This window comes from Streptomyces sp. NPDC025806 (assembly GCF_055558275.1).
Genome location: NZ_JBVHMU010000009.1, coordinates 319,251 through 331,756, shown reverse-complemented (window position 1 = coordinate 331,756; position 12,506 = coordinate 319,251). Strand labels below are relative to the sequence as shown.

Here is a 12,506-nt window from a genome sequence, read left to right as displayed (position 1 = left end):
CGGAGGAGACGGTCGATGAACCTCGGCACGTACCTGACCCGCAGCGCCCGCTACTGGCCCGACGCGACCGCCCTCGTCTGCGGCGAGCGCACCTGGACCTTCACGGAGCTCGACCGCGCCACGGACCGCCTCGCGGCGGCGCTGCTCGCCCGCGGACTGCGCCCCGGCGACGCGGTCGCCTCGCTCGCCTGGAACCGGGGCGAGCTGGTGGAGGTCGAATTCGCCCTCTACAAGGCCGGGTTGGTGCGCGCCCCGATCAACGCCCGGCTCGGCCGCACCGAGATCGGACACATCCTGGAGTACGCCCCCGTGCGCGTCCTCGTGTTCGACGCGGCGCACCGCGAGGACGCCCTGGCCGCGATCGAGGCGGCGGGCACCGACTGCCTCCCCGTCTCCCTCGACGGCACCGCAGGCGCCGAACTCGCCTACGACACCCTGCTCGACGAGGCGCCCGAGGGAGCGCCGGACCTCGTGGACGTCGACGAGCACGACGCCTGCGTCCTCAACTTCACCTCGGGCTCCACCGGCACCCTCAAGGCGGCGGTGCAGACCTTCGGCAACCGGCTCGCCAACATGCGCAAGCTGCTGATGAACGAGGAGTCCCGGCCGCGCCCGGACTCCCGCTACCTCGCCTGCGGCCCGATCACCCACGCGACCGGCATGACCCTGCTCGCCAACGTCTTCGCCGGCTCCGCGACCCATGTCCTGCCCGCCTGGGACGCCGGGACGTTCCTGGACACCGTGGAGCGGGAGCGGATCACGACGACGTTCCTGGTGCCGGCCATGGTCAACATGGTGCTCGCCCACCCCGGCGCGGACGGCCGCGACCTGTCCGGTCTGACCAGCGTCCGCGTCGGCGGCGCCCCCATCTCCCCGCAGCGGCTGAAGGACGCCGTCGCCCTCTTCGGGCCGGTCGTCGCGCAGGGCTACGGCCTGGGCGAGACCACCAGCGCCGTCGCCGCGCTCAGCAGCCGGGAGATCGCGCGTGGCCTGGCCGAGGACCCGGAACTGCTCCAGTCCTGCGGGCGCGCCGTCTACGACTCCGAGCTGCGGATCGTCGACGACGCCGGCCGGGCGCTGCCGCCGCGCGAGGTCGGCGAGCTGATCGTGCGCGGCCCGGACTGCGTTCGCGAGTACTGGCGCGAACCGGAACTGTCCGCCGAGACGTTCAAGGGCGGCTGGGTGCACACCGGCGACCTTGCCTGGATGCGCGAGGACGGCTACGTGTTCCTCGTCGACCGCAAGAAGGACATGATCATCTCGGGTGGCTTCAACATCTACTGCACCGAGGTCGAGGCCGCCCTCTACGAGCACCCGGGGGTCCAGGAGGCCTGCGTCGTCGGCGTGCCGGACGAGAAGTGGGGCGAGGCTGTCAAGGCCGTCGTCGTGCCGCGGCCGGGGCACGCGCCGAGCGCCGACGAGATCACCGCGTTCTGCGCCGACCGCCTCGACCGCTTCAAGAAGCCCCGCAGCGTCGACTTCGTCACCGCGCTCCCCCACAACCGCAACGGCAAGCTCGACCGCAAGGCCGTCCGCGAACCGTTCTGGGCCGACGCCGCCCGCCGCGTCAACTGACCCCCGCGCCCCACCCCTTGAGCCTGCCGAGGAACGACCGATGACCTTCTCCCTGCGCCCCTCCTACGCGCACGACTCCGAACTGGCCGACCTGGTCGAGCGCCTGCGCACTTATCTCGACGGCGAACTCGCCGAGTACGAGCGGCAGAGCGGCTTCACCCACGCGTCGCGGCTGACCCGCGCCGACCTCGAACCCGTCTGGAAGCGCAGCCGCGAGCTCGGCTTCTACGGCATCCACCTGCCCCAGGAGTACGGCGGCCGCGCCCTGTCGCACACCGCGCTCGCCGCCCTGAAGGAGGAGGTCGGCGCCTCCGGCCGAGTCCTCGGGCACAGCGTGCTCGGCGACATGGGCGGACCGCTGCGCGCCGGCGACATCCTGCGGCACGCCACCCCGTACCAGCTGGAGCGCTATCTGCTCCCGGTCGTCCGGGGCGAGCGGGCCTGCTGCTTCTCGCTCACGGAGACCGACGCCGGGTCCGACGTGCGCTCGATGCGGACGACGGCGGTACGGGACGGGGACGGCTACCGGCTCACCGGACACAAGGTGTTCAGCTCGGCGGGCCCGTTCGCGGACATCGCGATCGTCGTCGCGCGGATGGCGGGCGGCGGCGAGGCCGAGGGCGAGAAGCCGGCGTTCTCCGCGTTCCTCGTCGACCTCGACAGCCCCGGCTGCACGGTCGCGGAGGGCGCCACGCCGATGTCGGGCGAGCACATCGAGAGCGACATCGTGCTCGACGACTGCCGGGTCCCCGCCGCGAACCTGCTCGGCGAGGAGGGCCGGGGCATGCGGATCGCGCTCGGCCGCGTCACCACCAACCGCCTGCTGCACTGCCCGAGCGTCATCGGCGCGACACGCCGCGCCCTGGCCCTCACCCTGGAGCGGACCCGGACCCGCAAGGTCGCGGGCGGGCAGCCGCTGCTCACCCTCCAGTCCGTGCAGCACAAGGTCGCCGACATGGCCACCGAGCTGTACGCGGCCCGGTCCATGACGTACGCGGCGCTCGCCGCCCTGGACCGGGGCGAGGAGGTGCGCACCGAGGCGTTCATGAGCAAGCTGTTCGTCGCCGAGTCCGCGTTCCGCATCCTCGACCAGGCCGTCCAGATCCACGGCAAGGAGGGGCTGACGCAGGGGCACGAGATCGAGTTCCTGTTCCGCAAGATCCGCATGTTCCGGGTCCTGACCGGCACATCGGAGATCCAGCGCAACGGGATCGCCCACGGCCTCGCCTTCATGGAGTGACGGGGCGCCCCAGCAGACAGAACGGATGCCCCGCGGGGTCGGCGAACACCCGCCAGCCCCGTGCCGGTTCGCCCGCGTCGAGGAGTTCCGCGCCCAGCTCCAGGACCTGGGCCTGGGCCCGGTCCAGGTCGGGGACGTCCACGTCGAGGTGGAACTGGGCGGGGTGCCCGGGGTCCGGCCAGCGGGGCGGTCGGTGGTCCGCGACCCGCTGGAAGGCGAGGACGAGGCCGCGCTCGGTGTGCAGGGTCGCCCAGTCGTCCCCGACGGCCCAGCGCCGGTCCGGCCGGTTCACCTCGCCGCCCAGCAGCGCCGCGTAGAAACGGGACAGCACCTCGACGTCGGCGCAGTCGAGGACCACGCACTGCAGCTCTCCGATCATGGCGGCAGGGTCTCACGGGATCCGTGCCGCGCAAGGGCCGCGCCCCACTCAGCCCACCCCTGAGGCAGGACGGGTCGCGGCGGCGGAGAATCGGCCTTCCGAGACCCCTGCCGCGGAGAGGGAGGCCATGAACCGCCACCACTACCTGTGCCAAGGCTGTGCCCGGCCGCTGTTCGTGGTGGCGACCACCCAGGCCGGCAAACCCGATCTGCGCTGGGAGATCGACCACCAGGACGAGGGCAACCGCGGCTGCTCGGTGCTGCCCCTGCTCCCCCTCCTCGGCGAGGCGACGCAGCCGGAGGCCCTCGAGTACGCGTTGGACGTGCTCACCCCGCTGCGCCGCTGACCGGCCCCTCCCGGCGGCGCCCGGCGCCCGGCGTCCGGTCCGCCCCCGGCGCGCTCCCGGGCGCCGGAAAGCACCCGCCCGCACCCCCTCCCCGTGGCGGCGCGCCCGTGACACGATGCGCCGACACCGCGAGGACGGCCCACCGGGAGGCCCGTGATGTTCGGACGGACGGGCCTGGCGCCGGCGGCAGGTGACGGCGGCATCGTGCTGCGCGCCGAGAGCCGGCCGGGCGACGAGGACGAGCGCCGGGTCTCGGCGCGGACGGGCACGGGCACCGAGGTCGGCGAGATCCGCTTCCGGGTCTGCGGCCGCTGCCGGACCGGGCGCCTGCGATCGCTCTGGGTCGACGAGATGTCGCGGCGCGAGGGCATCGGGCTCGAACTGGTGCGGGCCGCCGTGCGGTCCGGGACCGGCTACCGGTGGACCACGACGGTCCAGTCGCGCCAAGGCCGACGCTTCTTCGCCGCGGCCGGGCTCCGGCTGGGCGTGGCGCTGCCCCCCGCGGGACCGTTGTGCCCGCATCTGGCGGGCCGGATCGAAGCGTGGTGGCGGCTCAGGCGGCCGGTCTGCTGATCCGCTCGACGAGATCGAGCCAGCCCGCTTCCAGCCGCTCCAGCGGCATTCCGCGCTCCTTCGTCAGGAAGTGGATGACGGCCGGGTCGAGGTAGCCGAGCAGGGCGTGGGCCTGCAGCTCGTGGTCGGCGCCGGGGTCGATCTCGCGCAGCAGGATCCTCGCGTGCAGGGTCAGGACGCGCTGCGAGGGATGGCCGACGCGGCGGGTGGGCTCGTCCTGCGCGGCGAGGAAGAGCTCCAGCTGCTCGGAGGAGCGGCGCAGCACCTCCAGGCCGAAGGCGCGCAGCCGCTCGATGGGCGGGGCGCCGGGGCCGAGCGGCGGGGGGCCGCCCATCAGGTCCGCCTGGAGCCGGGTCGCCGTGTGGTCGAGCAAGGCGGTGAGCAGGCCGACGCGGTCGCCGAAGCGGCGGAAGACCGTGCCCTTGCCGACGCAGGCCTCGGCGGCGACCGCCTCCATGGTGACGGCGGCGGCGCCGCGCTCCGCGACGAGGCGGGCGGCGGCCTCCAACAGCCGCGCCCGGTTCCGCGCGGCGTCCGCGCGCAGACAGGGCTCGTCGGCGGTCGTGCCGATCTGGAGCGGGAGGCTGCTGGACATGAACTCAGCGTAAAGCATTTCCCAGAGAAGTGGACCCCGGTCCGCTTAGGTGGTAGAAATCTAAACGGACCCCGGTCCGCATCTTCGATCGCTCGGTGACCAGCCTCAGTATCTTGGAGCTCCCCATGTCTGTTCGTATCCTCGCGCTCGTCGGCAGCCTCCGTGCCGGTTCGCACAACCGCCAGCTCGCCGAGGCGGCCGTCAAGCTCGCTCCCGAGGGCTCCGAGGTCGTGCTCTTCGAGGGCCTGGCCGAGATCCCCTTCTACAACGAGGACATCGACGTCGAGGGCAGCGTCCCCGCCGCGGCCGCCGCGCTGCGCGCCGCCGCCGGTGAGGCGGACGGCTTCCTGCTCTTCTCGCCCGAGTACAACGGCACCATCCCGGCCGTCCTGAAGAACGCCATCGACTGGCTGTCCCGTCCCTTCGGTGCGGGCGCCTTCACCGGCAAGCCGGTCGCCGTGGTCGGCACCGCGTACGGCCAGTACGGCGGCGTGTGGGCGCAGGACGAGGCCCGCAAGGCCGTGGGCATCGCCGGCGGCACCGTGCTCGAGGACGTCAAGCTGTCGATCCCGGGCTCGGTGGAGCGTTTCGCCTCGACCCACCCGGTCGACGACGCCGAGGTCGCCGCGCAGCTGACCGAGGTCCTCGCCCGCGTGCACGGCCACGCCGGTGAGGCCGTCGCCGCCTGATCGTCACCCTCCGAAAGAGCCCGGGCCGCGCGGCCCGGGCTCTTTCGTGCGCGGCAGGCTCAAACGGCCGACGCCGTCCCGGACCCGTCGGGGTGTTCGAGGCCCAGGTGGTGGCGGAGCGTCGGTCCCTCGTACTCGGTGCGGAAGACGCCGCGCTCCTGGAGCAGCGGCACGACCCGGTCGGCGAAGTCGTCGAGTCCGCCGGGCGTCAGGTGCGGTACGAGGATGAATCCGTCGGCGGCGTCGGCCTGGACGAGCGTGTCGATGCTCCGCGCGACGGTCTCCGGCGAACCGACGAAGTTCTGCCGGTTGCCGGTGTTGATGACGAGGTCGCGGATCGACCAGCCGTGCGCGGCGGCCCGCTCGCGCCACTCGCGGGCGGTGGCCAGCGGGTCCCGGTACATGCGGACCTGGGCCCGGCCCTCGGCGATGTGCCCGTCGCCGACCAGCGGGTCGATGTCGGGCAGCGGGCCGTCCGGGTCGTACGCGGACAGGTCCCGGTTCCAGACGAACTCCAGGTGGCGCAGGGCGGTGGCGCCGCTGACCTGCTGCCGGCGCACCTCGCGGGCCAGCTCCTCGGCCTCGGCGTCGGTGTCGCCGAGCGCGAAGGTCGCGGCAGGCAGGATCTTGAGCTGCTCGGGGCGGCGGCCGTACCGGGCGAGCCGCCGCTTGACGTCGGCGTAGAAGGCCTGCCCCTCCTCCAGGGTCGCGTACCGGCTGAAGATCGCGTCGGCGTCGGACGCGGCGAACTCGCGGCCCTCGTCGGAGTCCCCGGCCTGGAAGATCACGGGGCGCCCCTGGGGCGAGCGCGGAACGTTGAACCGGCCCTGGATGTCGAAGTGCCGGCCGGAGTGCACGAACGCACCGGCCTTGGCGTCGCCCAGGAAGGTCCCGGTCGCCGGGTCGGCGAGGATCTCGTCGCCGCGCCAGGAGTCGAAGAGTTCGTGCGCGGTGGCGAGGAACTCGGCGGCGCGCGTGTACCGCTCCTCCTGGGGCAGGAAGCCGCCGCGCCGGAAGTTCTCGCCGGTGAAGGCGTCCCAGGAGGTGACGACGTTCCAGGCGGCGCGGCCGTCCGTCAGATGGTCGAGGCTCGCGAACTGACGGGCCACCTCGTAGGGCTCGTTGAAGGTGGAGTTGATCGTGCCGGTCAGGCCGAGATGTTCGGTGACGGCGGCGAGCGCGGCCAGGACGGTGAAGGTGTCGGGGCGGCCGACGACGTCCAGGTCGTAGATCTCCCCCGCGTGCTCGCGCAGCCTCAGGCCCTCGGCGAGGAACAGGAAGTCGAACTTGGCGCGTTCGGCGGTGCGCGCGAAGTGGGTGAAGGAACCGAAGTCGATGTGGCTGCCGGCCCGCGGGTCGCTCCACACCGTGGTGTTGTTGACGCCGGGGAAGTGGGCGGCCAGATGGATCTGCTTCTGCGGCTTGCTCATGGCGTGCGGTCTCCGTCCGGCTCAGGCGGCGGTCGTGGCGTAGCGGTTGGCCGGGCGGGCGAGCCCGAGCAGGCCGCGCAGGGTGTCGGCCTCGTAGGCGCGGCGGAAGGCGCCGCGGTGCTGGAGCTCGGGCACGAGGCCGCGGGTGAGCGCGGGCAGGTCGTGGCCGAGCACGGCGGGCCGCAGCCGGAATCCGGACAGGCCCGCGGTCTGCAACTCCTGGAGGAGGTCGGCGAGTTGGGCGGGCGTGCCCGTGAAGACGGGGGCGTCGCTCTCGTACGGGGCTCCGGCGGCGGTGTCGAGCCGGGCCAGCCGGTCGCGGGCCGCGCGCTCCGTCTCGTCGAGGAGCACGACGATGTCGCCGAAGACGTGCAGGGGTTCGCCCGCGCGGCCCGCCGTCTCCTGCTCGGCGCGGATCTCGGCGACGATCGCCCGTGCCTGCCCGGGGTCGTGCGCGGTGACGTAGCCGATGTCGGCCTGGCGGGCGATGAGCCGGTACGGGACGGTCTGGTGGCCGAGGGCGGTGACGACGGGCTGGCCCTGGGGCGGGCGCGGGGTGATCGACGGGCCGCGCACGCTGAACCGGCGGCCTTCGAAGTCGATGGGGTGCAGCCGGTCCCGGTCGATGAAGCGGCCGGTGGCGGCGTCCCTGATCTCGGCGCCGTCCTCCCAGCTGTCCCAGAGGCGGCGCAGCACCTCGGTGTAGTCGGCGGCCTCGTCGAACAGGTCGGTGACGAGGTCCTGGGCGGCCGGGCTGTCGTAGGCGTCGATGGGCTCGATCGTGCGGCGGCCGAAGTGCGCGGCCTCGTGGGGGCGGGCGGTGATCTGCACGCGGACGCCGGCGCGGCCGGAGCTGACGTGGTCGAGGGTGGCGATGGCCTTGGAGAGGTGGAACGGCTCGGTGTGGGTGACCACCGCCGTCGGCACGAGGCCGATGTGCCGGGTGAGCGGGGCGACGCGCGCGGCGGTCAGGACCGCGTCGAGGCGGCCACGGACCTGGTCGGTGCGGTCGTCCGGCTCCAGGAAGTGGCTGGACTGGAGGCCGAGTCCGTCCTCGAAGGTGACGAGGTCGAGCAGCCCGCGCTCGGCCTCGGTGACGAGGTCGGCCCAGTAGCGGGCGGTGAACAGCTCGCGGGGCCGGGCGGCGGGCTCGCGCCAGGACGCGGAGTGCCAGCCGGTGCCGTCGAGCGCGACGGCGAGGTGCAGCGGTGCGGAGGATGCTGAGGACACGGGTGTGCCTTCCTGAGGTCCGGGAGTTCGGGTTCCGGGTGCGGCTCAGGAAGGACAGAGCGCGGCGGCCACGCGCTGGAGGTCGATGTACGGGCGGGTGTACAGGCGGACGCGCCGGCCGGGATTCACCGTGCGGGGCGCGGGCGCGCTGTCGACGTGCCGCACGTGTCTCCCCCTCCGCCCCCGGACCGGTCTTCCCGTCATGTCTAACAGGACTCGGGGCCGTGGTGCGTTGCGGCAGCGTGAAATCGTTCAGGCCCGGGCGGCGCCGCCGCTCTCCACGCGTGCGACGAGCCGCTCGTGCAGGGCCGCGAGGCCGTCCGGCGGTACGGGGACCGGGCTGCCGGTGAGCGTGTACCACTCGTCGGCGTCCGTGTACTGGATCTCGACGCGGGCCAGACCACCGTCCACCGGGACGGTGGCCAGCGTGACGTCGCCGGTGATGACACCGACCTCGTCGGTCATCGCGCCGCCGGGGCCCGCCTCGATCGCGCTGACCATCCGGCCGTCGTCCGCGGCACCGGCCGTCATGAGCAGGTGTCCAGCATCTCGGTGAGGGTGTTCTTCTCGGCCTCGGTGACGGTGAGCTCGTAGGTCGCCTTCACCGCGGTCCACGAGCGGGCGTACGCGCACCAGTAGGACTTGGCCGGCGGCTGCCACTCGTCGGGGCCCTGGTCGCCCTTGGAGCGGTTCGACGCGGCGGACACCGACAGGAGCTGCGGGTGTGTCAGGTCGTTGGCGAAGGCCTTGCGCTCGTCCTGGGTCCACTTCGAGGCGCCCGAGCGCCAGGCGTTGGCGAGCGGCACGGTGTGGTCGATGTCGAGGCCGGACGCCTCCGTGAAGGTCTTGTCGTCGTAGACGCTGACCCAGGTGCCGGACACGGCGCGGCACTCGGCGTCCTTCTTGACGTCCTTGCCGTCCCGGGCGAGCACGGTCTCCCGGGTGTTGCAGTCCTCGCCCTGCTCGGCCCAGTGCGGGAACTTGGACCGGCTGTAGCCCGACATCGAGCCGTGCGGGCCCACCTTCAGGGTCGTGAGCAGCTGCCGGGCCCGCTGGGCCGTCGGCATGCCCGGCAGGGTGCCGGTGGCCTCGGGCGCGCCCGCCGCGCCGCTCTCCTGCGGGGCGCTCGCCCCGGCCGCCGGGGTCGCCGCCCCGTCCGCGTCGTCCTGCTGCGCCGCGCAGCCGCCCACCGCGAGCACGGCCAGCAGGCTCAATCCGGCACTCCACCACCGCGTCTGACGCCCCATGACCCGCCCTTTTCCTTTTCCGCCGAACTCCGTACTCCGCGCACTCTAGGCGGAGAAACGTCTCGGCAGGGGCGTCTCGACGGCAGCTTCACGCGTGGACGGGCGATGTTCACCACCGTTCCGTACGGGCCGAACGCGCGCGCGACGGCCCGTCGTCGGAGCGGAGGTCAGGCGCCGGGCACGAGATGCTCGGCCACGATGCGGGCGGCGTCGGCGACCAGCTGGTTCTGCGAGGGGCCTTCGGGGGCGTACGTCGTGGACAGGACGGACAGGACGATCGGCGCGCGGCCGGGCGGCCGGACGACGCCCACGTCGTTGGCGACGCCGTAGTCCGAGCCGCCGCCCGTCTTGTCCGCGAGCACCCAGTCGGCGGGCAGACCCGCGCGGAAGCGGGCCTTGTTGGTCGTGTTGGCGACGAGCCAGCCGGTGAGGAGGTCACGGTCCCCCGGCGCGAGGGCCTTGCCGACGACGAGCCGCGCGTACGTGAGGCCGGCAGCGTGCGGGGTCGTGATGTCCGTACGGCGCCAGGGTTCGGCGGAGTTGAGCTGGGGCTCCCAGCGGTCAAGGCGGGTGATGTCGTCCCCGATCGAACGGCAGAAGCGGGTGACGGCGGTGGGGCCGCCGAGCTCGCGCAGCAGCAGGTTGGCGGCGGCGTTGTCGCTCTCGCTGACGGCGGCGGCGCACAGCTGCGCCACGGTGAGGCCGCCCGCGACGTTCTCGGGCCGGCCGGTGACCGGTGTGTGGCCCGCCTTGTCGACGTCGTCCTGCGTGTAGTGCAGGCGCCGGGCGAGGTAGGTGCCGTCGTGGTCGAGGTCGCGCAGGACGGCGCCCACCGCGATGCCCTTGAACACGGAGCAGACGGGGAAGCGTTCGCCGGCCCGGTGGCGGACGGTGCGACCCGTGCCGAGGTCGTGGGCGTAGACGCCGAGCCGGGCCGCGTACTGACGTTCCAGGGCGCGCAGCCGGCCGGTGACGGCGGAGCCGGGCGGGGTCGTCACCGTCTTCGTGGTCGTCTTCGTGACGGGGACGGTGGCCGAGGCGGCGCCGCTCGCGGTGAGAGTGGCCGCGAGGGCCGTGCCCGCGCCGAGGGCGAGGATCGCGCGGCGGGAGGGGGACGTGACGGTGGGCTCCAAGGTCGGTCTCCTCTGGGTCGTGCGGTGCGGGGGCCGGACCCCGTGGAGTCAACCCGCCGCCGGACGCCCATGTCGAATACGCTGTCGCCCTCGGATCGATTCACTACTCATATCGCCGCACGCCACAGGAGTGGAATGCTGACGGAACGGCATCTGGAGATCTTCGTCGCGCTCGCCGAGGAGGAGCATTTCGGTGCCGCGGCCCAGCGGGTGGGGATCACGCAGCCGCCGCTGTCGCAGGGGCTCCGCCGGCTTGAGGCGCTGCTCGGGGTGCGGCTGTTCGACCGCGACCGGGGTGTCGTGCTCACCGACGAGGGCGCGCTGCTGCTGCCGCACGCCCGGCGGGCGCTCGCGGCGCTGGCACGGCTGCGGGAGATCGGGGCCCGGGAGCAGGCCGACGGGCGGCGGCTGCGGCTCGGGTTCGCGCCCGAGGTGCCGGCCTCCCTCGCGGCGGCGGTGGCCGCGGCGCCCCACCGGGGCGGGGAGCGGCCCCGGCTCGCCGTGTCGACCGCGCCCACGACGACGCTCCTGTCCGACCTCTCCGCGGGCCGACTGGACGTCGCCGTCGTCCGGCATCCGGCGGTGCTCGACGGTCTGGCGGCGGGCGAGGTGGTGCTGGCGCCGACCTGGGTGCTCTCCCCCGACGCGCCGCGGGGCGGGTCGGCGCTGCGGCTGCCCTTCGCGGTGCGGCCTCGTGAGGAGGCGCCGGCCGCGTACGACCTGTTCGTCGACACGCTGGCCAGCCGGGGCCGTGCGGTGGAGACGGTCGTGATCTCGGACGAGCGGGCGGGGCTCGCCCTCGTCGCCGCCGGGCAGGCCGTCCTGGTCACCGCCGACCGGACGCTCGCCGCGACGGGTGTGGCGCGGCGTCCGGCCGACGATCCGGCGCTGCCACTGCGCTTGCGGGTGGTGTGGGATCCGCGCGGACCGGCGGCCGAGGAGACGGCTGTCACGGCGCGGCTGCTCGTGGACGCGCTCGCGCGGGAGGCGGCGCTGTGAGCGCGGGGCGCCGGCACGGCGAGGTGACGCGCGCGCTGCGGGAGTTGTTCGCGGACGCGGGGGTGCGGGGCCGGCTGCACGTGGCGGACCTGCGGCGGCCCGAGGCGGCCGTGACGCTCGACCCCGACGAGCGGATGCCGATCGCCTCCGTCTACAAGGTGCCGCTGATGGTGGCGTTCTGCCGGCTCGCCGACGCGGGCACGCTCGATCCGGCGGAGCGGGTGACCCTGGACCCGGCGCGGCGCGTGCCCGGGCCGACGGGGCTCTCGCTCCTCCGCGACCCCGTGTCCATGTCGCTGCGCGACCTCGTGGTGATGATGATGACGGTGTCCGACAACACGGCGGCCGACGCGGTGCTCCGCGCGGTGGGCCCGGCCGTCGTCGACGAGGTCTGCGGCGAACTGGGGCTGCCCGACACCCAGGTGCGCGGCGGCGTCACCAACACGTGGGCCCGGCTGGTGGAGGAGACCGGCGCCGGGTCGCTGAGCGCGGCGATGCGGCGCCTGTCCAGCAACGACGCGACGGTCCCCGAGGACGTCTACGAGCCGGCCCGCAAGTCGTCCTCCACGCCCGCCGACATCGCTCGCCTGCTGCACGCGATCTGGACGGACCGCGCGGCGTCGCCGGAACGCTGCGCGTTCATGCGCGAGGTGATGGCCCGCCAGGCCTGGCACCACCGGCTCGCCTCCGGATTCCCGTACGACGGCGTACGGGTGGCGGGCAAGACCGGCACACTCGGCTCCCTGCGCCACGAGGCCGGCGTCGTCGAGCTCGCCGACGGCAGCGCGTACACGGCCGTGATCTTCACGCAGGCGGCGCGGGCCGACAGCGTCCTGCCCCGGGCGGACGCGGTGATCGGAGCGGCGGCACGCTTGGCGGTGGAGGCCCTGCGCTCCGCGGAGGGCGTCTGACGGGACCGCTGCGCGGGGCTACCGGATGACGCCCCCGCCGGGCTAGCGCGCGGGGCTGCCACATCCCGCCCGGCACCGGGGGCGGCCGACTGGTGCGGGACGCGGGGCCGGTGTCCGATCAGCGACTCCGTCGCGGGGCGCGACCAGCCTGCCCCTGGG

The 12,506-nt window shown here is 73.9% G+C and carries 15 protein-coding genes; 7 read left to right on the top strand and 8 right to left on the bottom strand.

What is annotated here, in order from left to right; genetic code table 11:
* The first annotated feature begins 15 nt into the window (after positions 1 to 15).
* Both ACZ4E1_RS22795 and ACZ4E1_RS22790 read left to right on the top strand, forming a co-directional pair.
* Positions 16 to 1,575: an AMP-binding protein gene (locus ACZ4E1_RS22795; RefSeq protein WP_467541899.1), complete on the top strand. Its 1,560-nt coding sequence runs from the start codon at positions 16 to 18 to the stop codon at positions 1,573 to 1,575.
* 40 nt (positions 1,576 to 1,615) lie between these two features.
* The gene (locus ACZ4E1_RS22790) at positions 1,616 to 2,815 is read left to right on the top strand and encodes an acyl-CoA dehydrogenase family protein (RefSeq protein WP_467541897.1); all 1,200 of its coding nucleotides are present in this window, start codon (positions 1,616 to 1,618) and stop codon (positions 2,813 to 2,815) included.
* On the opposite strand, the gene ACZ4E1_RS22785 is transcribed toward ACZ4E1_RS22790, so the two are convergent.
* Positions 2,805 to 3,194, bottom strand: coding sequence for a VOC family protein (locus ACZ4E1_RS22785; protein ID WP_467541895.1), 390 nt, complete (start codon positions 3,192 to 3,194; stop codon positions 2,805 to 2,807). The two genes, ACZ4E1_RS22790 and ACZ4E1_RS22785, sit on opposite strands and share 11 nt — an antisense overlap.
* Positions 3,195 to 3,321: 127 nt before the next feature.
* Here ACZ4E1_RS22785 and ACZ4E1_RS22780 point away from each other — a divergent pair, with 127 nt between their 5' ends.
* Both ACZ4E1_RS22780 and ACZ4E1_RS22775 read left to right on the top strand, forming a co-directional pair.
* Positions 3,322 to 3,540: a hypothetical protein gene (locus tag ACZ4E1_RS22780; protein ID WP_467541893.1), complete on the top strand. Its 219-nt coding sequence runs from the start codon at positions 3,322 to 3,324 to the stop codon at positions 3,538 to 3,540.
* 156 nt (positions 3,541 to 3,696) lie between these two features.
* Positions 3,697 to 4,113 carry a hypothetical protein gene (locus ACZ4E1_RS22775; RefSeq protein ID WP_467541891.1) on the top strand — a complete coding sequence of 139 codons (417 nt, stop codon included), beginning with the start codon at positions 3,697 to 3,699 and terminating at the stop codon, positions 4,111 to 4,113.
* Here ACZ4E1_RS22775 and ACZ4E1_RS22770 read toward each other — a convergent pair.
* Positions 4,094 to 4,726, bottom strand: a complete 633-nt coding sequence (locus ACZ4E1_RS22770) for a TetR/AcrR family transcriptional regulator (protein WP_467541889.1) — start codon at positions 4,724 to 4,726, stop codon at positions 4,094 to 4,096. The two genes, ACZ4E1_RS22775 and ACZ4E1_RS22770, sit on opposite strands and share 20 nt — an antisense overlap.
* A 107-nt stretch (positions 4,727 to 4,833) precedes the next feature.
* Here ACZ4E1_RS22770 and ACZ4E1_RS22765 point away from each other — a divergent pair, with 107 nt between their 5' ends.
* Positions 4,834 to 5,397 carry an NAD(P)H-dependent oxidoreductase gene (locus ACZ4E1_RS22765; RefSeq protein ID WP_467541887.1) on the top strand — a complete coding sequence of 188 codons (564 nt, stop codon included), beginning with the start codon at positions 4,834 to 4,836 and terminating at the stop codon, positions 5,395 to 5,397.
* A 59-nt stretch (positions 5,398 to 5,456) separates the two neighbouring features.
* On the opposite strand, the gene ACZ4E1_RS22760 is transcribed toward ACZ4E1_RS22765, so the two are convergent.
* From ACZ4E1_RS22760 to bla, 6 genes are all read right to left on the bottom strand, one after another.
* Positions 5,457 to 6,827 carry an NtaA/DmoA family FMN-dependent monooxygenase gene (locus ACZ4E1_RS22760; protein ID WP_467541885.1) on the bottom strand — a complete coding sequence of 457 codons (1,371 nt, stop codon included), beginning with the start codon at positions 6,825 to 6,827 and terminating at the stop codon, positions 5,457 to 5,459.
* A 21-nt stretch (positions 6,828 to 6,848) separates the two neighbouring features.
* Complete coding sequence (locus ACZ4E1_RS22755; protein ID WP_467541883.1) at positions 6,849 to 8,057, bottom strand: LLM class flavin-dependent oxidoreductase; 1,209 nt, start codon at positions 8,055 to 8,057, stop codon at positions 6,849 to 6,851.
* A gap of 45 nt (positions 8,058 to 8,102) precedes the next feature.
* Complete coding sequence (locus ACZ4E1_RS22750; protein WP_467541880.1) at positions 8,103 to 8,222, bottom strand: putative leader peptide; 120 nt, start codon at positions 8,220 to 8,222, stop codon at positions 8,103 to 8,105.
* 87 nt (positions 8,223 to 8,309) lie between these two features.
* Complete coding sequence (locus ACZ4E1_RS22745; RefSeq protein WP_467541878.1) at positions 8,310 to 8,588, bottom strand: hypothetical protein; 279 nt, start codon at positions 8,586 to 8,588, stop codon at positions 8,310 to 8,312.
* Complete coding sequence (locus ACZ4E1_RS22740) at positions 8,585 to 9,304, bottom strand: HNH endonuclease family protein (RefSeq protein WP_467541876.1); 720 nt, start codon at positions 9,302 to 9,304, stop codon at positions 8,585 to 8,587. The genes ACZ4E1_RS22745 and ACZ4E1_RS22740 overlap by 4 nt, the downstream gene beginning before the upstream one ends.
* Positions 9,305 to 9,471: 167 nt before the next feature.
* Positions 9,472 to 10,437 carry a class A beta-lactamase gene (bla, locus tag ACZ4E1_RS22735; RefSeq protein ID WP_467541874.1) on the bottom strand — a complete coding sequence of 322 codons (966 nt, stop codon included), beginning with the start codon at positions 10,435 to 10,437 and terminating at the stop codon, positions 9,472 to 9,474.
* Between the two features lie 135 nt (positions 10,438 to 10,572).
* Here bla and ACZ4E1_RS22730 point away from each other — a divergent pair, with 135 nt between their 5' ends.
* Both ACZ4E1_RS22730 and ACZ4E1_RS22725 read left to right on the top strand, forming a co-directional pair.
* Positions 10,573 to 11,436, top strand: coding sequence for a LysR family transcriptional regulator (locus tag ACZ4E1_RS22730; RefSeq protein ID WP_467541872.1), 864 nt, complete (start codon positions 10,573 to 10,575; stop codon positions 11,434 to 11,436).
* On the top strand, positions 11,433 to 12,347 hold the full coding sequence (locus tag ACZ4E1_RS22725; protein ID WP_467541870.1) for a serine hydrolase: 915 nt from the start codon (positions 11,433 to 11,435) through the stop codon (positions 12,345 to 12,347). Before ACZ4E1_RS22730 ends, ACZ4E1_RS22725 begins: the two co-directional genes overlap by 4 nt.
* The last annotated feature ends 159 nt before the right edge of the window (positions 12,348 to 12,506 follow it).

Excerpts from the sequence above, each read along its gene's own strand:
- ACZ4E1_RS22795 (WP_467541899.1), top strand. The coding sequence starts at position 16 with ATGAACCTCGGCACGTACCTGACCCGCAGCGCCCGCTACTGGCCCGAC.
- ACZ4E1_RS22790 (WP_467541897.1), top strand. The coding sequence starts at position 1,616 with ATGACCTTCTCCCTGCGCCCCTCCTACGCGCACGACTCCGAACTGGCC.
- ACZ4E1_RS22785 (WP_467541895.1), bottom strand. The coding sequence starts at position 3,194 with ATGATCGGAGAGCTGCAGTGCGTGGTCCTCGACTGCGCCGACGTCGAG.
- ACZ4E1_RS22780 (WP_467541893.1), top strand. The coding sequence starts at position 3,322 with ATGAACCGCCACCACTACCTGTGCCAAGGCTGTGCCCGGCCGCTGTTC.
- ACZ4E1_RS22775 (WP_467541891.1), top strand. The coding sequence starts at position 3,697 with ATGTTCGGACGGACGGGCCTGGCGCCGGCGGCAGGTGACGGCGGCATC.
- ACZ4E1_RS22770 (WP_467541889.1), bottom strand. The coding sequence starts at position 4,726 with ATGCTTTACGCTGAGTTCATGTCCAGCAGCCTCCCGCTCCAGATCGGC.
- ACZ4E1_RS22765 (WP_467541887.1), top strand. The coding sequence starts at position 4,834 with ATGTCTGTTCGTATCCTCGCGCTCGTCGGCAGCCTCCGTGCCGGTTCG.
- ACZ4E1_RS22760 (WP_467541885.1), bottom strand. The coding sequence starts at position 6,827 with ATGAGCAAGCCGCAGAAGCAGATCCATCTGGCCGCCCACTTCCCCGGC.
- ACZ4E1_RS22745 (WP_467541878.1), bottom strand. The coding sequence starts at position 8,588 with ATGACGGCCGGTGCCGCGGACGACGGCCGGATGGTCAGCGCGATCGAG.
- ACZ4E1_RS22740 (WP_467541876.1), bottom strand. The coding sequence starts at position 9,304 with ATGGGGCGTCAGACGCGGTGGTGGAGTGCCGGATTGAGCCTGCTGGCC.
- ACZ4E1_RS22730 (WP_467541872.1), top strand. The coding sequence starts at position 10,573 with ATGCTGACGGAACGGCATCTGGAGATCTTCGTCGCGCTCGCCGAGGAG.